The sequence below is a fragment of the Azospirillum sp. TSH100 genome (genome assembly GCF_004923295.1).
Lineage (GTDB): Bacteria > Pseudomonadota > Alphaproteobacteria > Azospirillales > Azospirillaceae > Azospirillum.
On record NZ_CP039637.1, the window covers coordinates 173,647 to 196,125 of the forward strand.

The 22,479-nt window shown below is 67.2% G+C and carries 26 protein-coding genes; 6 read left to right on the forward strand and 20 right to left on the reverse strand.

Features of this window, described 5'->3' with window-relative positions:
- Positions 1-90 precede the first annotated feature (90 nt).
- The 6 genes from E6C72_RS22410 to E6C72_RS22435 are packed head-to-tail and all read right to left on the reverse strand — an operon-like array spanning position 91 to position 6,900.
- Positions 91-1,065, reverse strand: a complete 975-nt coding sequence (locus E6C72_RS22410; protein ID WP_109085188.1) for a PQQ-dependent catabolism-associated beta-propeller protein — start codon at positions 1,063-1,065, stop codon at positions 91-93.
- 14 nt (positions 1,066-1,079) lie between these two features.
- Positions 1,080-2,273 (reverse strand): ABC transporter substrate-binding protein, encoded by a 1,194-nt coding sequence (locus tag E6C72_RS22415; protein WP_247875619.1) that lies wholly within the window; start codon positions 2,271-2,273, stop codon positions 1,080-1,082.
- A gap of 49 nt (positions 2,274-2,322) precedes the next feature.
- Positions 2,323-3,078 carry a formylmethanofuran dehydrogenase subunit C gene (locus E6C72_RS22420; RefSeq protein ID WP_109085186.1) on the reverse strand — a complete coding sequence of 252 codons (756 nt, stop codon included), beginning with the start codon at positions 3,076-3,078 and terminating at the stop codon, positions 2,323-2,325.
- Entirely contained in the window at positions 3,075-3,926 is an 852-nt protein-coding gene (gene fhcD / locus E6C72_RS22425) for a formylmethanofuran--tetrahydromethanopterin N-formyltransferase (RefSeq protein ID WP_247875618.1), read from the reverse strand. The genes E6C72_RS22420 and fhcD overlap by 4 nt, the downstream gene beginning before the upstream one ends.
- Before the next feature lie 59 nt (positions 3,927-3,985).
- Positions 3,986-5,641, reverse strand: coding sequence for a formylmethanofuran dehydrogenase subunit A (locus tag E6C72_RS22430; protein WP_109085185.1), 1,656 nt, complete (start codon positions 5,639-5,641; stop codon positions 3,986-3,988).
- Positions 5,635-6,900 carry a formylmethanofuran dehydrogenase gene (locus E6C72_RS22435; RefSeq protein ID WP_109085184.1) on the reverse strand — a complete coding sequence of 422 codons (1,266 nt, stop codon included), beginning with the start codon at positions 6,898-6,900 and terminating at the stop codon, positions 5,635-5,637. Before E6C72_RS22435 ends, E6C72_RS22430 begins: the two co-directional genes overlap by 7 nt.
- 280 nt (positions 6,901-7,180) lie before the next feature.
- Here E6C72_RS22435 and E6C72_RS22440 point away from each other — a divergent pair, with 280 nt between their 5' ends.
- The 6 genes from E6C72_RS22440 to E6C72_RS22465 are packed head-to-tail and all read left to right on the forward strand — an operon-like array spanning position 7,181 to position 12,753.
- Positions 7,181-8,197, forward strand: coding sequence for a beta-ribofuranosylaminobenzene 5'-phosphate synthase family protein (locus E6C72_RS22440; protein ID WP_109085268.1), 1,017 nt, complete (start codon positions 7,181-7,183; stop codon positions 8,195-8,197).
- Between the two features lie 43 nt (positions 8,198-8,240).
- Positions 8,241-9,146, forward strand: a complete 906-nt coding sequence (locus tag E6C72_RS22445; RefSeq protein WP_109085183.1) for an NAD(P)-dependent methylenetetrahydromethanopterin dehydrogenase — start codon at positions 8,241-8,243, stop codon at positions 9,144-9,146.
- Positions 9,146-10,135, forward strand: a complete 990-nt coding sequence (mch, locus tag E6C72_RS22450) for a methenyltetrahydromethanopterin cyclohydrolase (RefSeq protein WP_109085182.1) — start codon at positions 9,146-9,148, stop codon at positions 10,133-10,135. Before E6C72_RS22445 ends, mch begins: the two co-directional genes overlap by 1 nt.
- The gene (locus E6C72_RS22455; protein WP_109085181.1) at positions 10,132-10,989 is read left to right on the forward strand and encodes a triphosphoribosyl-dephospho-CoA synthase; all 858 of its coding nucleotides are present in this window, start codon (positions 10,132-10,134) and stop codon (positions 10,987-10,989) included. Before mch ends, E6C72_RS22455 begins: the two co-directional genes overlap by 4 nt.
- On the forward strand, positions 10,986-11,915 hold the full coding sequence (locus E6C72_RS22460) for a quinoprotein relay system zinc metallohydrolase 2 (RefSeq protein ID WP_109085180.1): 930 nt from the start codon (positions 10,986-10,988) through the stop codon (positions 11,913-11,915). Before E6C72_RS22455 ends, E6C72_RS22460 begins: the two co-directional genes overlap by 4 nt.
- A 13-nt stretch (positions 11,916-11,928) precedes the next feature.
- Positions 11,929-12,753: a quinoprotein dehydrogenase-associated SoxYZ-like carrier gene (locus E6C72_RS22465; protein WP_109085179.1), complete on the forward strand. Its 825-nt coding sequence runs from the start codon at positions 11,929-11,931 to the stop codon at positions 12,751-12,753.
- Between the two features lie 12 nt (positions 12,754-12,765).
- Here E6C72_RS22465 and E6C72_RS22470 read toward each other — a convergent pair whose 3' ends face one another.
- From E6C72_RS22470 to nrfD, 14 genes are all read right to left on the reverse strand, one after another.
- Positions 12,766-13,125, reverse strand: a complete 360-nt coding sequence (locus E6C72_RS22470) for a hypothetical protein (RefSeq protein WP_109085178.1) — start codon at positions 13,123-13,125, stop codon at positions 12,766-12,768.
- A gap of 165 nt (positions 13,126-13,290) precedes the next feature.
- The gene (locus E6C72_RS22475) at positions 13,291-13,485 is read right to left on the reverse strand and encodes a hypothetical protein (RefSeq protein WP_049976161.1); all 195 of its coding nucleotides are present in this window, start codon (positions 13,483-13,485) and stop codon (positions 13,291-13,293) included.
- A gap of 194 nt (positions 13,486-13,679) precedes the next feature.
- Entirely contained in the window at positions 13,680-14,153 is a 474-nt protein-coding gene (locus E6C72_RS22480) for a hypothetical protein (RefSeq protein ID WP_109085177.1), read from the reverse strand.
- A 30-nt stretch (positions 14,154-14,183) separates the two neighbouring features.
- Positions 14,184-14,516, reverse strand: coding sequence for a cytochrome C oxidase subunit IV family protein (locus E6C72_RS22485; RefSeq protein ID WP_109085176.1), 333 nt, complete (start codon positions 14,514-14,516; stop codon positions 14,184-14,186).
- Positions 14,513-15,181: a cytochrome c oxidase subunit 3 gene (locus tag E6C72_RS22490; RefSeq protein WP_109085175.1), complete on the reverse strand. Its 669-nt coding sequence runs from the start codon at positions 15,179-15,181 to the stop codon at positions 14,513-14,515. Before E6C72_RS22490 ends, E6C72_RS22485 begins: the two co-directional genes overlap by 4 nt.
- A complete protein-coding gene (ctaD, locus tag E6C72_RS22495; protein ID WP_247875613.1) occupies positions 15,174-16,817 on the reverse strand; it encodes a cytochrome c oxidase subunit I in 1,644 nt (547 codons plus the stop codon). The genes E6C72_RS22490 and ctaD overlap by 8 nt, the downstream gene beginning before the upstream one ends.
- On the reverse strand, positions 16,814-17,788 hold the full coding sequence (coxB, locus tag E6C72_RS22500) for a cytochrome c oxidase subunit II (protein WP_109085173.1): 975 nt from the start codon (positions 17,786-17,788) through the stop codon (positions 16,814-16,816). The genes ctaD and coxB overlap by 4 nt, the downstream gene beginning before the upstream one ends.
- Positions 17,789-17,796: 8 nt before the next feature.
- Complete coding sequence (locus E6C72_RS22505; protein WP_109085172.1) at positions 17,797-18,603, reverse strand: SCO family protein; 807 nt, start codon at positions 18,601-18,603, stop codon at positions 17,797-17,799.
- Positions 18,600-18,962: a hypothetical protein gene (locus E6C72_RS22510; RefSeq protein WP_247875612.1), complete on the reverse strand. Its 363-nt coding sequence runs from the start codon at positions 18,960-18,962 to the stop codon at positions 18,600-18,602. Before E6C72_RS22510 ends, E6C72_RS22505 begins: the two co-directional genes overlap by 4 nt.
- Positions 18,955-20,028 carry a hypothetical protein gene (locus E6C72_RS22515; protein WP_109085171.1) on the reverse strand — a complete coding sequence of 358 codons (1,074 nt, stop codon included), beginning with the start codon at positions 20,026-20,028 and terminating at the stop codon, positions 18,955-18,957. The genes E6C72_RS22510 and E6C72_RS22515 overlap by 8 nt, the downstream gene beginning before the upstream one ends.
- Entirely contained in the window at positions 20,025-20,558 is a 534-nt protein-coding gene (locus E6C72_RS22520; RefSeq protein ID WP_109085170.1) for a cytochrome c, read from the reverse strand. The genes E6C72_RS22515 and E6C72_RS22520 overlap by 4 nt, the downstream gene beginning before the upstream one ends.
- A complete protein-coding gene (locus tag E6C72_RS22525) occupies positions 20,555-21,106 on the reverse strand; it encodes a DUF3341 domain-containing protein (protein ID WP_109085169.1) in 552 nt (183 codons plus the stop codon). The genes E6C72_RS22520 and E6C72_RS22525 overlap by 4 nt, the downstream gene beginning before the upstream one ends.
- Positions 21,103-21,477 (reverse strand): hypothetical protein, encoded by a 375-nt coding sequence (locus E6C72_RS32030; RefSeq protein ID WP_211100505.1) that lies wholly within the window; start codon positions 21,475-21,477, stop codon positions 21,103-21,105. Before E6C72_RS32030 ends, E6C72_RS22525 begins: the two co-directional genes overlap by 4 nt.
- Positions 21,474-22,475, reverse strand: a complete 1,002-nt coding sequence (nrfD, locus tag E6C72_RS22530) for an NrfD/PsrC family molybdoenzyme membrane anchor subunit (RefSeq protein ID WP_211100506.1) — start codon at positions 22,473-22,475, stop codon at positions 21,474-21,476. The genes E6C72_RS32030 and nrfD overlap by 4 nt, the downstream gene beginning before the upstream one ends.
- Positions 22,476-22,479 lie beyond the last annotated feature (4 nt).

Genomic DNA, 22,479 nt, shown 5'->3' on the forward strand with positions numbered 1-22,479 from the left:
CCGCGCGCCGCGTCGGGCCATCGTTGGCGGTCTGCCGACGCACCCGGCCATCCCCATCAACCGGTCGGTCCGGCAAGGGGTTCCGTCCGTTTACGGTTTGACGACGATCCCCCATGGCGCGCCGCCGACCGGGATGCTCTTGATCACCTTGTTGCGCTCCAGATCGATCACCGACAGGTCGTTGCTGATGCCGTTGGTGGTGTAGAGCCGCTTTTCGTCGGGCGAGAAGGCAAGGTTCCAGACCCGTTGCCCGACCAGGAAATAGCGCTTTACCTCGAAACTGTCGGTATCGATCTCGGCGATGCGGTTAGCCGGTCCCAGCGCCACGAAGGCCCGCTTGCCGTCCTTTGTCATCTGGATGCCGACAGCCTGGATGGCTTCGCGGCGGACGCCGGTGACCTCGAACCGGATCTTCTTGATGACCTTGAGGGCCGCCGCGTCGATCACGCTGACCGTGCCGCCGATCTCGCTCGACACCCAGACCTGCTTGCCGTCGTCGGTGAAGCGGGCGACGCGCGGCCGGCTGTCCACCAGCACGTTGCCGACCACGCTGTGTTTCTCGGTATCGATGAAGTGCGCCATGTTGGTGGTTTCGGAGGTGTTGACCAGGATTCTGCCGTCGGGGCTGATGCCCATGCCCTCCGGCTCGACGCCGACCTGGATGTTGCCGATGGCTTTGCGGTCGGCGACGTCGATCACCGTCACCATGTTGTCGTTCTCGTTGGCGACATACAGCTTCTTCCCGTCCGGCGACAGCACGAACAGCTCCGGATCGGGGCCGGACGGCAGGGTGTGGACGATCTTGCCGCTGGCGATGTCGACCACGTCGATGCGGTTGTCGTCGCCGACGCAGACATAAAGCTGCGTTCCGTCGGCGCTCAGCGTGATGCCGCGCGGGCGGCGGCCGACCTTGATCTTGTTTTTGATCTGAAGGCTGTCGCCGTCGACCACGGCGATCTGGTTGTCCTTCTCGTTGGACACGAAGATGGTTTCGGCGAGGACCGGCTCGGCGACGAGGACCGGGCCGGCAAGCAGCAGCAGGGTGCAGGACAGCAGGAATCGCATGGTGCGGTCGGCCCTTATCGGTTGAGGCGGCATTTGCTTTCCGGCGCATCGTCGCCGAGCGTGTCGAGAGGCGTCACCGGATGCAGGAATCCCTCCTGCGGCGAGACCGAGACCAGCATCCGCGGCCCGGCGATCAGGATGGGCTGGCGCATCTGCCCGTCCCAGGCGCGGAAGGACAGCGCCTCCCCCTTGAAGCCGGCGAGCTCGAAATCGGGGCTGTGCAGATAGCCGGTCAGGTCGCCGAAGCCGGTGGTGTTGGTGCGGGCCGCCGCCTCCCCCACGCTGCGAACCGCCAGCCACGCGGCATAGTCGCGCTGCGTCATCCAGCGTCCGGCCAGCTTCTCGAACCGGCTTTGCAACTGGGTGCCGCCCCACTGCTCGTTCACCCGCGACCAGGCGGTGGCGGTCAGCCCCTGGGTGCCGGCGACCGGGCGGGGGTACCAGGTGCGTCCGTCGAGATAGTCGCCGAAATCGCCCGGCTCGTCGGCGACGACCAGCACGTCGTAATCCGGCCCCTGGGTGGCGAGCGGAATATCGGACTGGATGGTGGTGACGCCGGTGTCGGTGCGGCGGTTTACCGTATCAAAGGTCCAGGATTTCTCGGCGACGATCTTGCCGCCGAAGCGCTTGGCGGCGCGGCGGACCGCCTTGGCATAGAGCGCGTCGCCCGGATCGCGGCCGGTCAGCAGGCTCCAGCGCGGCCATTTCTTCCAGGCGAGATACTGGGCCAGCGCGTCGGCCAGCATGCGCCGGCTGGGGGCGGTGTGCAGGATGTTGGCCCGGCACTGCTCGTTGCGCAGCGTGTCGTCGGTGGCGCGCGCGTTGAACAGCAGCATGGATTTGGCTTCCGGCCGGTCGGCGGCGGCGAGCAGCGCGTCGGCTGGCAGGTCGGCGACGACGAAGCGCACTCCCTCATCGGCCAGAGCCTTCACCCCGGCGGCGATGTCGCCGTCCTGCGGCAGCACCTGTTCCACCAACCGGTAGCTCTGCTTCAGGAACATACCCGTGGTGTTGTTGTCGGCGAGCGCCAGCCGGGCGCCCTGGAGCCCCTCGTCGGTCGCGACCGGTTCCAGGAAGCTCAACGGCGTGCGCGGATCCTCCTGGCGGGCGAGATAGCCGATCAGCATCACCTTGGTGTTGGCGTCCTGTGGGCTGTTCCCCTGTGCCATTGCCGGTGGTGCAAGGGCCAGCAGCCCGATGACCGGCATAGCGGCGGCCGCCAGCCTCCGGCCCAATCCCGATAAGTCGGATCTTCGGTCAGGCCGTCGCCAGAATCTCACCATGCCCTCCTTCCGCAAGGTCGCCGATGAACCGATGGGCGCGGGTGGTGCCCGCGCGCTCCAACCAGCTCCCGGTTCCCTCCAGCGCACGGCGCAGCAGGTGCAGGAACAGCCAGTCGCGCGTGCCGCCGTCGGCGAAGCCGTCAGGCACCGCATCCTGCGGCCGACCCAGCAGCAACGTGCCGCGCCGCATGCCGAAGCCCGGGTGCGGGCCGCAACCGCCCCCGGCAGCCAGCGTCCCGGCGACCATGAAACCGGCGGCATGGGCGCCGACCGTGCCATCCACGACGATGATCCCCCGCCGCATCCGCTCCGCCGCCCGATCCCCGGCATTGCCGCCGACGCAGATCAGTCCGCCACGCATCCCCGATGGCAGACCGGGCAGGGCGCCGCCCAGGGCCTCCCTGGAATTGCCGGTGATGCGCAGCAGGCCGCCACTCATCCCGGCTCCGGCATGGCTGCCGGCATCGCCCTCGACCAGGATGCGCCCGGACGCCATGCCGGCGCCAACGCGATGCAGGACGGCCCCTCCCGGCCGGATCAGCAGGCCCTCGGTCGCATCGCCCGCCGATACATCGAACATCCTGCCGACGGTCGTTACCCCGCCGCCGCAGGGAAGCGGCAGCTTGGCGACCTCTGCCGCCGCCAGCCCGGCCAGCCGGTCCGGCAGCAGGGCGGACATGTCCACCACGGTTCCGGCGTCGCTGCGGAAGGTTAGGGTCATTCCGATCATGCCATCACCTCGTGGAGGTGGAGATGGTGTGGCCCTAGCTTCCCCCCATAATTCCCGGCGGTGATCGCCAGCACGCCGGCCGCGGTTCCGCCTGCCGCAGCGGCGGCGATGCCGGCCCGCATGCCGGCGCGGATCGCCGCCTCGTCGGTACCGTCCAGCACCAGTTCCAGCACCGCCTCGACGTCCGGGGAGAGCAGGGTTTCCGGTTCCACCGCGCGCAGGGTCGGGCAGAATCGTGTGTTGGTCGAGGCGATCAGTGCCTTGTATTTCGAGCCGACCTTGGACCCCGAGCGCACCACCCCGCCAGGGAAGGGCAGGATGACGCCGGGCAGCGCCCGGATCGCCGCCACCGCCTCCTCCGCCGCGGCAAGGCATTGCCGGTGGCTGGCGGCGAGGATCAGGAAGTTGCCGCCGCCGATGCCCTTGGCCACAGCAACGCTGTCTTCGCAGACGAACTCGCCATCCATCACCGGCAGGCGCCAGAAACGGCGGTCACCGAACTTCTTGGCGATCTGGTGCCGGTCGCCGAAATAGCGCAGGCCGCCGCCGAGCGGGATCCGCTTGCTCCCCGCCAGAAGCCCGGCATAGCAGGCCGAGCCCGGAGAGGTCATGATGCACTGCCCAACCCGGTTGACCACCAGCTTGGCGAGATCGCCGGTGGACATGCCGAAGATCATCACCGCTGCACCGGGCCGGCTGTCCGGCGTTTCCTCCGGCGTCAGCAGGCGCTCCACCGCCGCCTCGCAACCGCAGCCGATGACCGAGGTGGCAAAACCGGTCAGGCTGGATGTCGCCGCATCGACCCAGGCGGGTGTGTCGGCGGTGATGACCAGCCGCGTGTAAGTCATTGGAAACGCTTCTGCAAACGTGTCCTCAATGCGCACGCCGTTGATGTGCATCTCCGCCATCACGGCAACTCCCGCCGTTGGCAGGGGTGGAGCTGCGGTCCGGCACCGTGGCGGATCTCCGTGTCACGGATGCGGAAATGCTTGATCGGCAGGCCGAGCCGCTCGTCGAAATGGCGGGCGATGCGGCGCTCGATCAGATCGTCGAAGCCGGGGCGGACGACATGGGTGCATCCCTGCGCCATCGCCACCAGCTTTCCATCGCGCACCACCAGCCTGCCACCCTTGAAGACGAAATCTGGCCGTTCGAACATCGCGCGGCGGTCGGGCAGGTCGCTGTAGACCGTGACGTCGGCCGATGCCCCCGGCGCCAGATGGCCGCGGTCGGCAAGCCCCAGAATGCGGGCTGGCGCGGCGCGGGTCATGATGGCGATCTCGGTCAGCGAATATTCGCGGGTGAGGGAGCCCAGCGTGGTGTGGGCCGGCGCGTCGGGATGGATCTCAGCCAGCTTCGCCAGCCGGTAATCGCGGTCCATCAACAGCCGGATCAGCTCCGGATAGAAGGTGAAGGGCGCGCCGTTCGGGTGGTCGGTGGTCAGGAACACCCGCCAGGGATCGTCGAGCAGCAGGAACAGCTCCAGCCCGATCGCCCATTGCAGCGCGTTGACATAGGAGTTGTCGCGGTATCGGAAGGGCACCACCCCGCACCCGGCATCGCATTCGATGTCCATCGCCAGCCATTTGCGCGGGTGGGCCAGCGGCGCGGTGTGGCGCTGCGCCATGGTGTCGGCCGAGGCGGTCACCGTCTGCCCGAACATCACCTGCCCGATGTCCACCGACAGGGTCGGCGTCCGGTTGATCGCCTCCGCCAATGCCGCGGCGCCGGAAGAGAATTTGCGGTCGCCCGCCGTGTCGTAGCTGTGGAACTGGATGTGCGTCATGTGCATCGGCAGGCCCGACGCCGCCTGGATGGTGTCGAGCGTCGTCGCGATGTTGCCGGGGACGCCGAGATTGCAGCCATGGACATGCAGCGGGTGGGGAAGCCCCAACTCATTCACCGCCCGGGCCAGCGTGGTCAGGACGGTGCGCGGCGTGACCCCGTAATGGGGCCCCGCCTCGTCGAGGTCGAGGGTGCGGGCGTTGAACTTGAAGGCGTTGATGCCGCCGGGATTGACCACCTTGACGGCAAGGCTCTGCGTCGCCGTCAGCATCCAGGCGACATAGTCGTTGACCGCCGCCTGCCCGGCATTGGTGGCGATCAGATCCAGCAGGAAATCGTCGTTCCCCAGCACCAGATAACCGCCGGTGTCGATATAGGGGATGTCGCTCATCTCAAGATGCGCGTGCCGGGCGTCGGATCCCAGCATCGCCGGCTCGAAGGCGGCGGTGAATCCCATCTCGATATAGCGGGCGCCGGTGGTGTGGGTGGAAGGCGTGGCGATGCCGCTGCCGCAGGCATGGCCGGCGAAGCGGTGCAACTCATGCTCTTCCCCCATCAGCAGGCGGGCGAGATTCACCTTGCCGCCGGCGATGTGGCTGTGGATGTCGATGGCGCCGGCCATCACCACCCTGCCGGTCACGTCATGCACCGCCTCGGGGGTGGCGCCCGGCCCCGGATCGGCGACGATGCGGTCATCGTGCAGCCAGAGGTCGGCGACCTCGCCGTGCCGGCCGTTGGCCGGGTCGAACAGCCGCCCGCCGGTGAGCTTCGTCAGCATCCGGCGGCCTCCTTGTCTGCGGTGGGCCGGTCCAGTGCCGCCAAAATCCGGCCGATCACGTCGGCGACGCTGGCCAGTCCCCTGTCGATCAAGGCATCCGCATGCAACGCCACGACGCCGTCGGTGCGGAACACATCGCCGGCATGGTCGATGCCGGGTGTCCCCACCGGAATGAACAGGGCTGGTTCCGGCATGACGGTCATCTCCGGTGGCGCCAGCATGATGACACTGCCGCCGGTGGTGAAGGAGGGAAGCGCCGGACGGAAGGCGGAGATCCATAGCGTCACATCGGCATCGCGCAGGCGCGTTTGCCAAGCGAACCGCTCCGGATCATGCAGCGGCGCGCCGCCCTCGAAGCCGGTGCGCAGAGGAAAGCCGGTGCGCCAGCCGCAAGCCTGATTGGCGCCGATCAAATTGTCGGCGCCGGCCAGCGGCAGGCCGGCGCACCGTGTGGTGCCATCCACGCTGCGGACCAACCGGACCAGCCCCTCGACGATCATGTCCGGCTGCGGCCCGTCGAACAGTCCCGCCGCCCAGGCCACTACGGCATAGCGGGCGGCGCGCAGCCGGGCCGCCAATGCCGTCATCGGTTCGTTCTGCGCCGCCCGTCCGGCCAGTGCTGTCCTCAATCGGCCGACCAGCGTGGTGAGATCCTGGCCCGCTTCACCACTCAAACCACTCGTTTCGATCCGGCCGCCGAGGCATTGCACGGTTTCCGGCAGCGGATCCCCACCCAGAAAGATGATGCTTCGGGCGCCACCGGGAACGAACGCAGGCTCCGGGGCCACCCAGCGTTCCCACAGGCGCGGAAAGGCGGCGGCCGGGTCCGGTCCGGCGACGAGCACGAGGTCGCAGCGGTTACGAAGTTCTGCCAGCGTGGTCACCGACCAGCCGAAGCGGCGCAGCACTGCCAAATTGCGGAACAGCGCATCGGACCGTTCGTGATCCACTGTCGCGCCGATGCGTTCGGCAAGCGTGAGCGCCGCAAGCACGCCATTCACATCGGCCGCCAACCCGGCGATCAGTGGCGCGCGGCTGGCCCCCAGTAGCTGGGCCGCCTTCGCAATGGCGTCGTCGATGGAAAGGGGCGTCCCGCCCATGCGTCCGTCCGTCGGTACCGGCGCGGAGCGATGGAACAACCGGTCGGCTTGCGGACAGCCAGTCGGCCGGGCAGAGATGCCGGCCTCGCCCCGGTCGATCCCGATGTCGCCGCAGCCAAGCCCGCAGAACGGACAGAGAGTGTCGGGGTGGAAGGTCATGGCCCCCCAATCGCCTGAAGGGAGAAGTGAAGTCAGCGTGAATAGTTCAATGGCTCTGGCGATCTTCGTCGGCAGTCGTCCAAGCATCCGCTTCGAATTGAAGCGATATCCGCTTGAGCATGGTCGGTCCCCGTCAGGCAGAGTCGTCGCACCATGCCCATTTCTTCCCCCTATATTTCTCGTCCCATTCGGGTTACCGCTCGTAGATACTCGTTCGCGCTACGGACAATTTTGTTTGTAACGCTAACATTATGCGATGACCCGCGCAAAGGGAATGCAGATGAACGACCAGCGCAATCGGATAGGGGAGGTCTGGGTCCATGCACCCGCGCGTCTGCATGCCGGCTTCGTCGATCTGAACGGTGGATTGGGGCGCCGCTTCGGCAGCCTCGGCATCGCCATCGACAGGCCCGCTATTATCCTGCGCGCCCGTCCGACCGACAGTCTGACTGTCAGCGGCCCGTCGGCCGACCGCGTCCGCCGCAGCATCGAACGGCTGGGCCAGGAAGCCGGTTTGTCCGATGCCGTCGCCGTAACGGTGGAGGAGGCGATTCCGCCCCATGTTGGATTGGGGTCCGGCACCCAGACCGACCTTGCCGTCGCCGCGGCGCTGGTCTGTCTGGAAGGACGGGGCACTGCTGCCCGCGATCTGGCCCGCGCACTGGAGCGCGGGGCGCGGTCCGGCATCGGGCTGGCCGCCTTCGAGCAGGGCGGGGTTCTGCTGGACGGCGGTCGGGGCGGGCTGGACGCCGCCCCGCCCCTGATCGCGCGGGCGCCCTTCCCGGAGGACTGGCGCATCCTGCTGCTGCTCCATCGTGGCGGCCATGGGCTGCACGGCGCGCCGGAGGCCGAAGCCTTCCGCCGGCTGCCGCCCTTCCCGCCCGCCGCCGCCGCGCATCTGTGCCGGTTGGTGCTGATGGTCGCTCTGCCGGCGCTGGCCGAAGGCGATGTTGACCGCTTCGGACAGGCTATCGGCGAGCTTCAGCGCACGGTCGGCGACCATTTCGCCCCGGCCCAGGGGGGGCGCTTCACCAGCCCGCTGGTGGCCGACGCGCTGTCTTGGCTGGAGGCGCAGGGCATCGGCGGGGTTGGTCAGAGCAGCTGGGGGCCGACCGGCTTCGCCATCGTCGGCGACGCGGCGCAGGCGGAGCGGCTAGCCCACGGGATGCGCAGCCGCTGGGCGGGCTCACCGCTGGAGGTGATGGTCTGCCAGGGGCGGAACAGCGGTGCAACCTTGCGGAACCAGTTGGCCGGGGCGGAGACCGCCCCCGCCGTCCGGTGGGCCGCAGGAGTATGAACCGCCGGAGAATGGTTGGGGGAATGACTGGAAGGAGGCCGGCATGGGTGCCCCTTACGTGCTGCACATGATCACGCCGCTGGCGACTGTCAGCCCGTTCGATGTCAACATGGCGGTGGACGCCGGCATCGACACGGTCGTCCCCTACACCGGCATCGAGACCGCACAGGTCGAGGCGCTGACCCAGGACGCCATGTTCTCCCGCGATCCGAAGAACGCGGTGCGCACGGGCCTGTTCATCGGCGGGCGCGACGCGGCGATGGCGCTGGACATGCTGGATGTGGCGCGCAAGGCGATGTTCCCGCCCTTCCGGATCTCGGTCTTCGCCGATCCGTCCGGCGCCTTCACCACCGCCGCCGCCATGGTCGCGGTGGTGGAGCGCGCCCTGCGGCGGTCCAGGCAGGACGGCCTTGCCGGCCTGGATGTCCAAGTGTATGGCGCCACCGGCGTCGTCGGCGGCATCGCCGGGCTGATCGCGGCTCAGGCCGGCGGAAATGTCACCCTGGTCAGCCACCGCGGCGTGCCGGCGGTGCAGGGCAAGGCGGAGGAGTTCGGTCGGCGCTATGGCGTCACGCTGTCCTGCGCCGATACCTCTGCTGGCGGCAAGGCGGCGCTGATGGAACGGGTACAGGTTGTTCTGGCCTGTGGCAAGGCCGGGATCACGGTGCTCAATGCAGAGGATCTGCGTGCGGCACAGCACCTGCGTGTTGCCGCCGACATCAATGCGGTGCCGCCGGCCGGGGTGGAGGGAGTCGGCGTGCAGGACGACGGTGCGCCCTTGACGGTTCAACCGACTGCCGTCGGCATCGGTGCGCTTGCCATCGGCAACGTCAAGTTCAAGGTCCAGCACCATCTGCTGGAGCGGATGCAGACCGGCGGCATCGCTGTCGCCTTTGATTTCCAGGACGCCATGGACGCGGCGCGCACCATCGCCGGAAAGGCCCAGTGATGACGCAATGCCCGGTGACCCAGCGTCCCAGCCTGTCGGTGCTGTCCGGCCCGCTCGCCGCCGCCTTGGTCGCCGATGCGCTACCGCTGCGGCTCGGCATCGACCGGGTGGCCGGCGCTACCGTTGTCGACGGCGGGATCGGCCATCCCGGCGGTCTGGAGGCCGGCCGCCGCATAGCCGAGCTGTGCATGGGCGGGCTCGGCCGGGTTACGCTGCAAGCAGACACCCAGTCCAACCGCTGGCCCTTCCAGGTGGCGGTGCACAGCACCGATCCGGTGCTCGCCTGCCTGGGCAGCCAATATGCCGGCTGGAGTCTGTCGCATAAGGAGGAGGGCGAGTCCTTCTTCGCGCTCGGCTCCGGCCCCGGCCGGGCGCTCGCCCGCAAGGAGATGCTGTTCGAGGAGCTGGGCTATGCCGACAGCGGCGACCATGCCGTGCTGGTGCTGGAAAGCGGCACCGTCCCGCCAGCGCCACTGGTCGAGCGGATCGCCGCCGATTGCCGGGTGGCGGCGGAGCGGCTGACGCTGGTGCTGACGCCGACGGCCAGCCTCGCCGGCACGGTGCAGATCGTCGCCCGCGTGCTGGAGGTGGCGCTGCACAAGGTGCATGCGCTGGGCTTTCCGCTTGAGGATGTCGCCGACGGTATCGGCGTCGCCCCACTGCCGCCGCCCGGAAAGGGCTTCATCGAGGCAATGGGGCGGACCAACGACGCCATCCTGTTCGGCGGCACCGTCCAGCTCTTCGTCACCGGCCCCGACGATGCCGCCGACGATCTGGCGCGCCGTCTGCCAAGCACGGACTCCCGCGACTATGGCCGCCCCTTCGCCGAGATGTTCGCGGCCGTGAACAAGGACTTCTATGCCATCGACCCGCTGCTGTTCGCTCCGGCCCGTGTGGTGGTGACGGCGCTCGACAGCGGCCGGAGCTTTCATGGCGGGCATCTCGCCCCGGACATGCTCGACCGTTCCTTTGCAGGGACGGAAGGATGAGCGCCAAGACGGCGGAGCTGTTCAAGGCCGTCTGCCGGGCGGAGGTGATGGCGCTGAAGCCCGGCAACGTCCATGTCCATGCCGCCGGCCATGGCATGACGGTGGAGGACTTCCTTCGCTCGGCGGAGGCAGCGTCGCCAGAGATCGCGCGCTCCGGTACCGCGGTCGGCCGGCGCATCCTGCGGGCGGTGCAGGCGACTTGGTCTGTTGTGGACTGCAACACCAATCTCGGCATCCTGCTGCTGTGTGCTCCCCTGGCCCACGCTGCCGAGCTGCCGGCGGCACGTCCCCTGCGCGACAGGCTGGCCGCCGTGTTGGCGGCGCTGACTGTGGAGGATGCCGGGGCTGTTTTCGAAGCGATCCGCCTTGCATCGCCCGGTGGGCTGGGCCGTGCCTCAGAACATGATGTCGCCGGTCCGGCCACGGTTGACCTGCGTGCGGCTATGGCGGCGGCCCGGTCGCGCGACCGCATCGCCGCCCAGTATGCCGACGGATATCACGACATCTTCGACATCGGCGTCGCCTGTGCCCGGTCGATGGCCGGCAGTGATACCATCACTTTGGCGGAGGCCATCTACCTGGATTTCCTGACCGCTTTTCCCGACAGCCACATCCTGCGCAAGCATGGAGAGGAGGTCGCCGCGTCCGTGCTTGCCGACGCTCGCGAGGTGCGCGGCCAGGTCGCCGCAGCATCCTCGGCGGTTCTCAGGCGCGAACACCTGTTCGCCTTCGATGCGCGCCTAAAATGGCGGGGCATCAACCCCGGCACCTCGGCCGACCTGACCGTCGCCAGCCTCTTCGCCCATCGGCTGGAGAGGGGGCGGGTGGCCAACCATGAAGGACCGCCGAAATGACGATCATTCTCGGCCGCCATGTCGGTTGTGCCGTGGTGCTGGGCCTGCTCACTGCGGCCCTGCCGGTGTCGGCGGAGCCTCTGCCGGTGACGGAGGTGGCCCCCGGTGTTTTCGTCCATCAGGGCACCATCGCCGAGCCGGCACCGGACAACCGCGGTGACACCGCCAACATGGGCTTCATCGTCGGCGACAGCGCCGTCGCGGTGATCGACACCGGCGGCACGCCGGAGCTGGGACAGCGCCTGCGCGAGGCCATCACGGCGCGTACCGACAAAAAGCCGGTCATCGTCGTCAACACCCACATGCATCCCGACCATGTCTTCGGCAACGCCGCCTTCGTCGACCTGCCCTTCGCCGGCCATGCCAATCTCCGCGACGCGCTGGCGGCCCGCCAGGAGGTCTATCGCCAGCGCCTGACCGATGAGCTGGGGACCGAGGCTGCGGCCGGTGTCGCCCCGGTGCGGGTCGACCGGCCGGTGGCCGAGGAGTTGCGGGTCGACCTGGGCAACCGCATCCTGGTGCTGACGGCCTATCCGACGGCCCACACCAACAACGACCTGACCGTATTCGACCGCAAGACGGGGACGCTGTTCGCGGGCGACCTGCTGTTCGTCGATCATCTTCCGGCGGTTGACGGCAATGCGCTGGGCTGGCTGCGGGTGATCGACCGGCTGGAGCGGGTGCCGGCGGTGCGTGCCGTCCCCGGACATGGTCCCGCATCCGTGGCTTGGCCGGGGGCGCTGGACGCCGAACGGCGCTACCTGACGGCGTTGGTGGAGGGCGTGCGGAGGGTACTGAAGGCGGATGGAAGCATCCAGGATGCCGTCACTCAAGTGGCGGAGGATGAACGGGAGCGCTGGCTGTTGTTCGATGCATACAACCCGCGCAACATCACGGCGACCTTCGCCGAACTGGAATGGGAATAGAGGAGCGGGAGCGATGACGCGATATCCGCTGATGGGGCCGCTGATCGGCCTCCTGATCGTCCTCATCACGCCGGGTCTTGCCGCGGCCGATGTGGCAGAGGACGCGGCGCGCTGGGACCTGCTGCACGACATGTATTTCAAGGACCGCCCGGTGGAGGAGGCCGGCGGCCGCATCCGCATCGACGCCCCGGCCCGTGCCCATGACGCGGCCCTGGTACCGGTGCGGATCGAAGTGGAGCCGTCGCTTCGCCTGAAGACGCTGTCGCTGTTGGTCGACAAGAACCCGGTGCCGCTCGCCGCCACCGTCCGCTTCGGTCCGGCCAGTGCCGGCGGCGGCATCGAGACCCGTGTACGCGTCAACGAATACACCAACCTCCACGTCGTCGGCGAGACGCAGGACGGCCGGCTGCTGATGGCCGCCGCCTATGTCAAGGCTGCCGGCGGCTGTTCCGCTCCCGCCGTCAAGGACCCGCAGGAGGCGATGGCGCGCCTCGGCCGCATCAAGGTGAAGCTTTCGGACAGACTGTCGCCCGGCAGCCCGGTCACCGCGCAGGTCATGATCAGCCATCCCAACAGCAGCGGCCTGCAGTTCGATCAGGTCAGCCGGACCTACATCCCCGCCCATTACATCCAGTCGATCGTCATCCGGGCCGGCGGCCAGATGGTGCTGGAGGCGGACACCGACATCTCGATCGCCGAGGATCCGAACCTGCGCTTCAGCGTCCTGCCGACGGACGGCGGCAGCCTGGAGGTGGTCGCCCAGGATACCCGGGGCGCCACCTTCACAAAGAGCGTTCCGCTGACCGCCGGTCCTGGCAAGGACGACCCGGCCTTGTAACGGTTGGGCCGGTCAGAAGCATTTGCGGTCGGCGGCGACCTGGGCCTGACGGAACCGGTCCATCAGGTCCTTGGCCCAGCCGGAACTGCGGAAGATCCCGGCGCGCTCGCCCGGCTGGTCGGCCATCACCTTCACCGTTTCGATGGCGGTGTAGTCGTCATAGGTGATGCGGTCTGCGATGGCGTCGATGCTGCACGCGCATTTCTCCATGACGATGTGCGACTGCCCGTTCGACGCCATGCAGGCGATCACGTAATCGGCTCTTGCCGCCGTCGGATAGTCGTTCACCGGGCCGGCGGCTGCCGGTACCGCTGGCAACGAGGCCACCGATAGCAGCGCCGCCGTGAGAGTGAGGGCGATGCGAAGAGGCATGACCGGACCCTTTCCATCCCGTCTGTGGGGGCATTCCCATGGACCATCAATGATTGCCCATATAACAATCACGGATGCGGACGAAGTTGGGGCGCTCAAAAGAGGTGGGTCTCTTTCGGGGATATGTGGCGATGCCGTAGGATCTGGCAGGTCAGATCCAGAGGGTCAGATCTGGCGCGGTTCGCATTTCCAGCGGCGAACTGTGTATTTCGGGTGCTGTTCCGCCCATTCGGCGGCCCGGAACAGGCCGGTGCGCGAACAGGCCATCACATTGACGAACGGCTCCTGAAACTGCGGGCGTTCGACGGTGCAACGGTCGGGACTGGAAACAAGGCAGACCACGAAGATCAGCTCGATCATGACAACTCCAGCCGTCATCGAATGGGGGAGTGACCTTGGTTGGGCGCCTTGATCCGGCGGCGGCCGTCCAGGTTCATGAGCGGGGATTATGCTGCACTGCACACAAATCGTGTGCCGGAGTCAAGCATGGTTTATGGAAAACCAATTTTGCGTTAACACCGGACCAGGGGGATCATCCCGCCTTGCTTCGACCCCTATCCCTGAATTGCTTTCGCCAGGAAGCGGTCGATCAGCAGCGCCATCGTCCCGCTGTCGAGATCGTCCAGCCGGCAGGTCCGTACGTCGGTCGTCTTTACCGGCGTCAGGAAGTTCTCCGAAACGGAGGTCGTGCTGTCCTCCCCGACATGGATGGTCATGTAGGCCCGTGGCGCTTCCTCGGCACTGTCGACGGAGGTGAAATGCACGATGGCGCGCGGCATCTCATGGACGAGGCCGATGTCCTCCTGGAACCACACGGCGCCGACATCGCGGACGATCTGCTGCCGGGTCTCGACGATTGGCCGGATAATGCGGTCATGCAGATCGCGGATGTCGGCCAGAACCGCGCTCTTGCCGGGATAGTGGGGACCTTCGCCGAACTGTTCGGTTGTGCGGCGTCTTGCCGCGTCCAGTATCCGCCGGGTGCGGACCACGGCATCGACCAGCCGGCTGGTGGCATCCGAATGCATCACGTCTGCCTCCTCATTCAAACAGGCTGCTCAGCGGCCGCCCGCCTGGTATTCCCGGCCGGTCGGCGCCGACAGGTCGCCCGCGGGCGCCTCCTTGCGGGTCAGGTAATCGGTCGCCGACAGGGCGAACAGCACCGCCAGCCAGAACAGTCCGGCCGAGGCGGCGGCACGGGTCAGCGCCGGGGCGCGGAACAGCTTCATGAAAAGCGTCAGTACCAGCAGCGCCTTCGCCGCCGAGATGCCCAGCGCCAGCACGAGGTTCAGCGGCCCCGGCATTGGCACATAGGCGAGCCCCAGCGTCGCCGCCAGCAGCGCCACCAGGGCCGCCCAGGTGATCAGGTAGGAGCAGGGAAATCCCGTCATGGTCCGCTCCGTCCGACCAGATAGATCAGCGGGTAGAGGAAAATCCAGACGATGTCGACGAAGTGCCAGTACAGCCCCGTCACCTCCACAGGCGTGTAATAACCGGCCGAAAAGGCGCCGCGCCGCGCCCGCGCCGCCATCACCGCGATCAGGCCGATACCGATGGTGATATGGATGCCGTGGATGCCTGTCAGCAGGAAATAAAGGAAGTAGAACAGCTCGATCGTGCGGGTATGCGGACCGTCCTGGTGGAAATTCAGCCCCGGCACCAGATGATCGGTCCATTCCCCGTGATACTCGTAACCCTTTAGTCCCAGGAACAGCAGTCCCAGCAGCGCAGTGGCGATCAGCAGCCGGGTCAGCACCGTCCGCCGGCCAAGTTTCGCCGCATCGACCGCCCAGGCCATGGTGAGGCTGCTGGTCAGCAGCACCAGCGTGTTGACCGATCCGATGACGATTTTCGTGTGATGGCCGGCCTCCGCCACGCCCTCCGGGTAGGTGGTACGCAACCATGTGTAGGCCAGCAGCATCCCGCCGAAGAACAGCACCTCCGTCGCCAGAAACACCCACATGCCGAAGCTGGCGGCCTCCGCCTGCTGGTCTGCCGTCGCATATTGCGGTTCGGGCCCGGGGACGGGCTGTGGGATCGGGGCCGAGTCAGACATCCTGCGGCTCCGGTTCCGGCCGGTACTGGTAGGGCGGGCGGGTGACGGTCGGCGTCCGGTCGAAATTGTGGGTGGGGGGAGGGGAGGGGGTCTGCCATTCCAGCCCGGTCGCCGCCCAGGGGTTGGCGCCTGCCCGTTTGCCGCGGAACAGCGACCAGCCGAGATAGAAGAAGGGCAGGGCATAGCCGACCGCCAGCACCGACGCCCCGGCAGACGAGAAGATGTTCCAGGCCTGGAATTCCGGCGGGTAGGCGTAGTAACGCCGCTCCATCCCCAGATAACCCAGGATGAATTGCGGGAAGAAGGTCAGGTTGAAGCCGAAGAAGATCAGCAATGCTGCGATGCGCGCCCACCATTCGGGATAGAGCCGCCCGGTCACCTTGGGCCACCAGTAATGCAGCCCGCCGAAATAGGCGCTGACCATGCCGCCGACCATGATGTAGTGGAAATGCGCCACGACGAAATAGCTGTCGGTGACATGGACGTCGAAGGCGAGGTTGGCGACGAACAGCCCGGTCAGCCCGCCGATGGTGAACAGCCCGATGAAGCCCAGGGCATACAGCATCGGCGCATCGAAGCTGATCCAGCCCTTGTGCAGCGTGGCGGTCCAGTTGAACACCTTGATCGCCGACGGCACCGCGATGACGTAGCTGAGCAGCGAGAAGACCAGTCCGGCATAGAGCGAGATGCCGGCGACGAACATGTGGTGCGCCCAGACGAAGAAGCCGATCACCGAAATGGCGATGCTCGACCACACCACGAATTTGTAGCCGAACAGAGGCTTGCGGGCGAAGCAGGGTACGATCTCGCTGATCACGCCGAAACCCGGCAGGATCATGATGTAGACCGCGGGGTGGGAGTAGAACCAGAACAGGTGCTGGAACAGCAGCGGGTCGCCGCCCAGCGCCGGGTCGAAGATGCCGACCCGCAGCAGTCGTTCCACTGCCACCAGCAACAGCGTGATCGCCAGCACCGGCGTCGCCAGCACCATGATGATGGAGGTGGCGTAGTTCGACCAGACGAACACCGGCAGCCGGTACCACGTCATTCCCGGCGCCCGCATGCGATGGGTGGTGACGATGAAGTTCAGCCCGGTCAGGATCGAGGAGAATCCCACCGCGAACACGGCGGCCAGCGCCAGCACGACATAGCCGTTGGAATAGAGCGAGGAGAACGGCGTGTAGAAGGTCCAGCCGGTGTCAACCCCGCCGATCACTATCGCGAACAGCGCCAGCAACCCGGCCCCGACATACAGATACCAGCTGAGCAGGTTCAGGCGCGGAAAGGCCAGATCCTTGGCGCCGATCATCAGCGGGATCAGGAAATTTCCCATCGTGTTGGGGATCGATGGGATCAGGAAGAACCAGACCATCACGATGCCGTGCAACGTGAACAGCCGGTTGTAGATGTCCGGTGTGAAGATGCCGGACGGCGTAACCAGATTCAGCCGGATCAGCGTTGCCGCTGCCCCGCCGACGAAGAAGAAGAATGTGAGCGACAGGGTGTAGAGGATGGCGATCCGCTTGTGATCCCTGGTCAGCAGCCAGGAGCGCAGCGTGATCCCTTCCTCCGTCAGATAGTTCTTCGTGGCGACGATGGGTTCTTCGGGCTTGCCGGTCACGGTCGCGCTCATCATTGGGCGGGCCTTTCCATGCTCTCGGCTTGGGAATTGGCGGCCGTCCTGTCGGCCAGGGATTTGATGTAGGCGACCAGCTTCAGCAGATCGTCTTCACCGATCTGTCCGGCGAAGGAGGGCATGACCGGCGGATAGCCGGCGGCGATCTCCGCCTTCGGCATCAAAATCGAAGTGCGGATATAGCGGTCGTCGGCGATGACGGATCTCCCGCCCTCCAGCGGCACCGGGCGGCCGAACAGCCCCTCCAGCTTCGGGGCGTGGACAGTGCTTGTCCCGCCATGGCAGCCGCTGCAGCCATAGCTGCGGAACAGCGCCTCCCCCTCCTGCGCCAGACTGGGGCCGGGGTCCTGGCTGTCCAGCCAGCGCTGGAAGTCGGACGGTTCCATCACCACGACGGTGCCGCCCATCCGCGCATGCAAGGTGCCGCAGAATTCCGCACAGAACAGGCGGTATTCGCCGACCTCCGTCGGCGTGAACCACAGCGTCTCGTAGCGGCCGGGGACGGCGTCCTGGCGGATGCGGAAGGCGGGGATGGCGAAATCGTGGATCACGTCCTGGGAGGTCAGCACCAGCCGCACCGGCTTGCCGACCGGGACATGCAGTGCGTCGATCTCTCGCTGGCCGCCGGGATGCTCGATCTTCCACATCCACTGTTTGCCGACGACATAGATGTCGGTGGCCTCGGCGGGCGGGCTGTGGATGCGGACATAGAGCTCCGCGCCCCAGAAATAGAGGACGAGGAAGGCGGCGAAGGTCAGGCCGGTCCACGCCACCTCCACCCTCCAGGTGCGGCCGAGCCGGTTGCCGCGCTCCACCCTGCTGCCCTTGCGGTAACGGACGCAGAACAGGATCATCAGCCCGAAGACCAGCAGCAGGATGAAGGCGCTGACCCCCAGAAGGGCGGCGAACAGCCAGTCCATGTCGGCGGCATGGGATGAGGCGGTGGGGGGGAGGAGTTGCAGGCTTCCCATCGCCCCCCTCACCCCTTTTCCGGCCGGCGTGCGGCGCGCCAGACCAACAGTCCGAGCCCAAGCAGCGACAGGACGCCGGTCGCCTGGATCAGCCGGCCGACCTCGGCATTGTACCGTCCTTGCGCAGCGTCATAGCCGTAGCAGAACAGCAGCAGATGGTCGGCGACCGATCCGACCGTCCCCTGGGAGGCGTCGACCAACCCGAGCCGCAGGTCGGTCGGGTCGTAGCCCACCCCCAGGATATAGCGGGATACTGTCCCTCCCGGCGACACCAGCACCACGCCCGCCGGATGCGCATACTGCCCGGTCGCCTCGTCCAATTGGTAGGGGAAGCCGGCGGCGGCGGCCAGGCGGCGCACCTCGCGCCCCCGATCGGCGGGATCGCCGACCAGCGGATGGATGGCGCTGGCCAGCGCCGGATCATGCTCGAAATGCCGGGCCTTCAGCGCCGCAGCGTCGGCCGGGCTGTCGCCGGGATCGAAGCTGATCGCCATCACCGCGTAATCCTTGCCCGGTGTCAGCGGCACCTGTCCCAGTGCCGCCGCCAGATCGCCCAGCACCACGCCGCACAGCGTCGTGCAGCGGAAATAGTCGAAGACCAGGATCAGCGGCCTGCCTGCATCGAACAGCGACGCGGTGGTGACGGTATGGCCGTCATCGTCCCGCAGCCGCACGTTGCGCGGCAACTGCGCCCCCGGATGCTGATCGAAGGCGAACCCGGTGAAGTTTCCTGGCAGCAATGCTGTGGGAGAGGCCTGCGCGCCGGCGTTACCCGACAGCAGGAAGAGCAGAACGATGACGGCAAGCTGTTTCATCGCTGCCCCACCCGCCTTGCGTCCACCGGCCAATCGGCGATGCCGTGTTCGGCGGTACGGCGCATGGCTTCGCCGATAGGGATGTGTGCAATGCCATGCTCGCGGTCGGCCCAGCCATAGCCGGTCAGCCGCTCCATCGCCTCTGCCTTGTAACGCTTGAGATCGGCGGCCGGATCGGTTTGCAGGCGCGGCTCCGGCATCGGTGTCTTCGACGCATGGCTTTCGTCCTTGGCCGCATCGGGGAAGATCACCAGCAGCGCGGCCACAACGAGCCCGATCAGCCCCGCCGCCAGACCGCCCAGCAGAAGGAACAGCCAGGGCGGCGTGTCCCGTGCCTCGAACCGTGTGGCCTCATCCATGGTGGGTTCCCTCCGCCAGCAGGCCGGCGGCCGGCGTGGCCTGTCCGACCCAGGCGGAGCGCTGCCACAGGAACACCGCCATGCAGCCTCCGCCCATCGCCAGTGCCGCGGCGGGGGCAAACCAGGTAAAGCCGCCGGCCAGCCCCGGCAGGATCAGCCACCAGCATTCCACCAGATGGGCCGCCAGCAGCAGCAGGCAGACGGAAGCCAATCCGCCCCGGCTGCGCTTCACCGGCCACCAGATCAAGGCGGCGAAGGGCAGCGCCCCTTGCGCCAGCGCCCCCAGTGCCGCCACCCGGCCCCAGCCGCCGGACAGGCGCGGGACGTACCATGCGATTTCGCCCGGCAGATTCTCCTGCCAGATGATCAGGAACTGCATGAAGGAGAGGTAGAACCACAGCAGGATGGCGGCGGTCAGCAGGCTGCCCAGATCGTGACGCTGCCCGATATCCGTTCGTCCGCCCAGCGCGGCGGCCAGCGCCGCCAGCGCCAGGGCGCCCAACAACTGGCCGCCGACGATCATCATGCCGTAGATGCTGGATCCCCACCCCGGCTCGATCGACATGAACCAGTCGAAAGAGGCGAAGGTGACGGTCAGCCCCAGCAGGATCAGCCCCGGCGCCGCCAGCGGGTTGAGCCCCCGTCCCGGCTGCCGCAGTGCCTCCAGGGCCAAGCCCAGCCAGACCGCCGCGTAGACTGCCGTGCGTCCGTAGAAGAAGGGGGCGTTCAGGTAGAAGCGATTCTTCAGATGTGCGGTATCGGCCGTCCGCGCCCAGGGATACAGCTCCGGCAGCTGGAGCAGCACCGGCACCAGCAGCAGGAGCATCAATGGCAGCATGGCGACCATCGCCCGCAGGGCCGGCACGGTGGCTGTTCCCCAGCGTCCGCCGGTCAGGTCATGGGCGAACAGCAGCATCATGGCGCCCAGCGGCAGACCGATCCAGAAGGCGAAGGAGGCCAGCCAGCCGCGCAGCACCGCCTGCGGATCGACCAGCGCCCCGACGGCACAGACCGCAGCACCGGCAAGTGCCGTGCCGACGGCGGTGAGGAACAGACCGCGACTCATCGCAACGTCCCCCGCACCGTCTCCGGCAACTCGGCCGCGGCGGTGTTCTGGCTGGTTTGCAGTGCCCGGATATAAGCTGCGATGGCCCAGCGATCGTCGGATGCTACCCGGTCGGCATAGGAGTACATCGCCCCCCAGCCATTGGTGGCGACTTTGTAGAAATGCCGGGTCGGAGCGTTGCGCAATGCCTCGGCATGGAAGGAGGGCGGTCGCGGAAAGCCACGGCGGACGATCATACCGTCGCCGTCGCCGAGGTAGCCATGGCAAGGAGTGCAGTAGATCTCGTAACGCTCCTTCCCACGGGCCAGCAGGGCCGGCGTCAGTGCCGGTGCCGGCTGCGGCCGGTCTTCGCGGGCGACGGTGTTGGGTGCCGGTTGCGGCGGCCAGACCTTGCGTTCCGGGCCGGCATCGGTCGAATTGGTATCGGCAGGCGTCCAGGTCTTGTCGCGGGGCTGCTTCGCCATGTTGTCGCAGGCCGCGAGCAGCGAGGCGCCGCATAGCAAAAGAACGAGAGCAACCACCCGGTTCATGCCGGCACCTCGTCGATCCGCACCTCTTTGCCCTCGGGAAGCAGCCGTTGCAGAAGTTCGCTGTCGTCGCGGCCCTCCCGTTCGGCGATCCAGATCAGGAATCGGTCCTGCGACGCCTGTTCAAAGCCGGCTGCATCGAAGATCGGGTCATAAAGGCGGGGCAGCCGGCAAACCTTGCAGAAGGCGAGGAACCCCGCCAGCAGGATGGTCAGTGCCGCCAATTCGAAGGTACTGGTGCTGAAGGCCGGCCAGCTGTTCAGCGGACGTCCGCCGATGTTCAGCGGATAGCTCAGCACCATTCCCCAATATTGCAGGAAGAAGCCGCCGACCGCCCCCAGCCCCCCGGCCGCCACGACGATCAGCGGTAGCGCCCGTGGCCGGCGGCCCAGCAGTTCGTCCACTCCGTCCACCGTATAGGGGCTGTAGACCTCCAGCCGCGTGAACCCCGCCTGCCGCAGCCGGCGCAGGGCCTCCAGCATCGCATCCGGACTGTCGAAGGCAGCCATCCTGCCGCGGAGGCTGTGGCCGGTGCCGCGCCGTACGGTCATCGTTCGCCCTCCGTCCGCTTCTTGTGAAGGAGTTCGCGCAGCTCGAACATTGACACCACCGGGATGAAGCGCAGCGCCAGGAAGAAACCGGTCAGGAACAGCCCCACCGACCCGGCCAGCGTCGCCCAGTCCCAGAAGGTCGGCATGAAGACGAACCAGCTCGATTCCGAATGGTTCCGGTGCAGGCTGCCGACGACGATCACGTAGCGTTCGATCCACATGCCGACCACCACGCACAGCGCCACCAGAAACAGCAGCGGCCGGTTCAGCCGAGCCGCCCGCACCCACAGGGTCTGAGGCAGGACGCCGTTCAGGACGATCTTCGCCCAGTACCAGGGGGCGTAATAGCCACCGAGCAGCGACATCGTCACGGTGATCTCGCGCTCCTCCCCCGGTAGAAGGGCATGAAGATCTCGATCAGGTAGCAGTAGGACAGTAGCAGGCTGGCGGTCAGCATCAGCCGCGCCAGTACATCGATGTGGCGCAGGGTGATGACGCCTTTGAGATCCAGCGCCCGGCGCAGTGGGATGACCAGCATCAGCACGACGGCGAAACCGGACAGCGCCGCGCCGAAGACGAAATAGGGCGGGAACTGCGTCTCGTGCCAGCCCGGCGTCAGGCCGCCGGCGAAATCCAGTCCGACGATGCTGTGGATGGAGCAGACCAGCGGCGCCATCAGGGCGGCGAACAGCCCGTAGAGCATCCTGAACTGGCGCCAGTGCTGCGACGATCCCTGCCAACCCAGCGCCAGCAACCCGTACAGCACCCGCTGCCAGCGTCGCCGCGCCCGGTCGCGCAGGGTGGCGAGATCGGGGAGAAGGCCGACATACCAGAACAGCGCCGATCCGGCGACATAGACCAGGATGGCGACGAAATCCCAGTGCAGCGGACTGCGGAACTGCGGCCACAGCGCCATCGTGTTGGGATAGGGGAACAGCCAATAGAAATACCACCAGCGCCCGAGATGGATGATCGGCATGATCCCGGCGCAGGCGACGCAGAACACCGTCATGGTCTCGGCAATGCGGCTGGTGGCGCTGCGCCAGTCCGAGCGGGTCAGGAAGAACAGCGCGGAGATCAGCGTGCCGCCGCTCGCCATGCCGACCCACCAGACATAGTTGCCGATGGCGAAGCCCCAGGCGATCGGCCAGTTGATGCCCCAGATACCGACGCTACGGATGAACAGCCAGCCGACCGCCACCACGAACAGGACGAACAGCCCGAACGACAGCCCGAAGCCGACCCACCACCACAGGGGCGTGCGGCGTTCCAGCACGAGGTCGCTGACATGCACCGTCACCGCCATCGCGGTCACGCCCGGCTCGACCACCCGTGTCAGATCCCGTTGGGTATCGGGCAAGGTGCTCACCGGC

Excerpts from the sequence above, each read along its gene's own strand:
- E6C72_RS22485 (WP_109085176.1), bottom strand. The coding sequence starts at position 14,516 with ATGACGGGATTTCCCTGCTCCTACCTGATCACCTGGGCGGCCCTGGTG.
- E6C72_RS22490 (WP_109085175.1), bottom strand. The coding sequence starts at position 15,181 with ATGTCTGACTCGGCCCCGATCCCACAGCCCGTCCCCGGGCCCGAACCG.
- E6C72_RS22515 (WP_109085171.1), bottom strand. The coding sequence starts at position 20,028 with ATGAGTCGCGGTCTGTTCCTCACCGCCGTCGGCACGGCACTTGCCGGT.
- E6C72_RS22440 (WP_109085268.1), top strand. The coding sequence starts at position 7,181 with ATGAACGACCAGCGCAATCGGATAGGGGAGGTCTGGGTCCATGCACCC.
- E6C72_RS22510 (WP_247875612.1), bottom strand. The coding sequence starts at position 18,962 with ATGGATGAGGCCACACGGTTCGAGGCACGGGACACGCCGCCCTGGCTG.
- E6C72_RS22460 (WP_109085180.1), top strand. The coding sequence starts at position 10,986 with ATGACGATCATTCTCGGCCGCCATGTCGGTTGTGCCGTGGTGCTGGGC.
- E6C72_RS22465 (WP_109085179.1), top strand. The coding sequence starts at position 11,929 with ATGACGCGATATCCGCTGATGGGGCCGCTGATCGGCCTCCTGATCGTC.
- ctaD (WP_247875613.1), bottom strand. The coding sequence starts at position 16,817 with ATGATGAGCGCGACCGTGACCGGCAAGCCCGAAGAACCCATCGTCGCC.
- E6C72_RS22470 (WP_109085178.1), bottom strand. The coding sequence starts at position 13,125 with ATGCCTCTTCGCATCGCCCTCACTCTCACGGCGGCGCTGCTATCGGTG.
- E6C72_RS22455 (WP_109085181.1), top strand. The coding sequence starts at position 10,132 with ATGAGCGCCAAGACGGCGGAGCTGTTCAAGGCCGTCTGCCGGGCGGAG.
- fhcD (WP_247875618.1), bottom strand. The coding sequence starts at position 3,926 with ATGACTTACACGCGGCTGGTCATCACCGCCGACACACCCGCCTGGGTC.
- E6C72_RS22410 (WP_109085188.1), bottom strand. The coding sequence starts at position 1,065 with ATGCGATTCCTGCTGTCCTGCACCCTGCTGCTGCTTGCCGGCCCGGTC.
- E6C72_RS22415 (WP_247875619.1), bottom strand. The coding sequence starts at position 2,273 with ATGCCGGTCATCGGGCTGCTGGCCCTTGCACCACCGGCAATGGCACAG.
- E6C72_RS22435 (WP_109085184.1), bottom strand. The coding sequence starts at position 6,900 with ATGACCTTCCACCCCGACACTCTCTGTCCGTTCTGCGGGCTTGGCTGC.
- E6C72_RS22480 (WP_109085177.1), bottom strand. The coding sequence starts at position 14,153 with ATGCATTCGGATGCCACCAGCCGGCTGGTCGATGCCGTGGTCCGCACC.
- E6C72_RS22475 (WP_049976161.1), bottom strand. The coding sequence starts at position 13,485 with ATGATCGAGCTGATCTTCGTGGTCTGCCTTGTTTCCAGTCCCGACCGT.
- E6C72_RS22520 (WP_109085170.1), bottom strand. The coding sequence starts at position 20,558 with ATGAACCGGGTGGTTGCTCTCGTTCTTTTGCTATGCGGCGCCTCGCTG.
- E6C72_RS22525 (WP_109085169.1), bottom strand. The coding sequence starts at position 21,106 with ATGACCGTACGGCGCGGCACCGGCCACAGCCTCCGCGGCAGGATGGCT.
- E6C72_RS22445 (WP_109085183.1), top strand. The coding sequence starts at position 8,241 with ATGGGTGCCCCTTACGTGCTGCACATGATCACGCCGCTGGCGACTGTC.
- E6C72_RS22420 (WP_109085186.1), bottom strand. The coding sequence starts at position 3,078 with ATGATCGGAATGACCCTAACCTTCCGCAGCGACGCCGGAACCGTGGTG.
- mch (WP_109085182.1), top strand. The coding sequence starts at position 9,146 with ATGACGCAATGCCCGGTGACCCAGCGTCCCAGCCTGTCGGTGCTGTCC.
- coxB (WP_109085173.1), bottom strand. The coding sequence starts at position 17,788 with ATGGGAAGCCTGCAACTCCTCCCCCCCACCGCCTCATCCCATGCCGCC.
- E6C72_RS22505 (WP_109085172.1), bottom strand. The coding sequence starts at position 18,603 with ATGAAACAGCTTGCCGTCATCGTTCTGCTCTTCCTGCTGTCGGGTAAC.
- E6C72_RS22430 (WP_109085185.1), bottom strand. The coding sequence starts at position 5,641 with ATGCTGACGAAGCTCACCGGCGGGCGGCTGTTCGACCCGGCCAACGGC.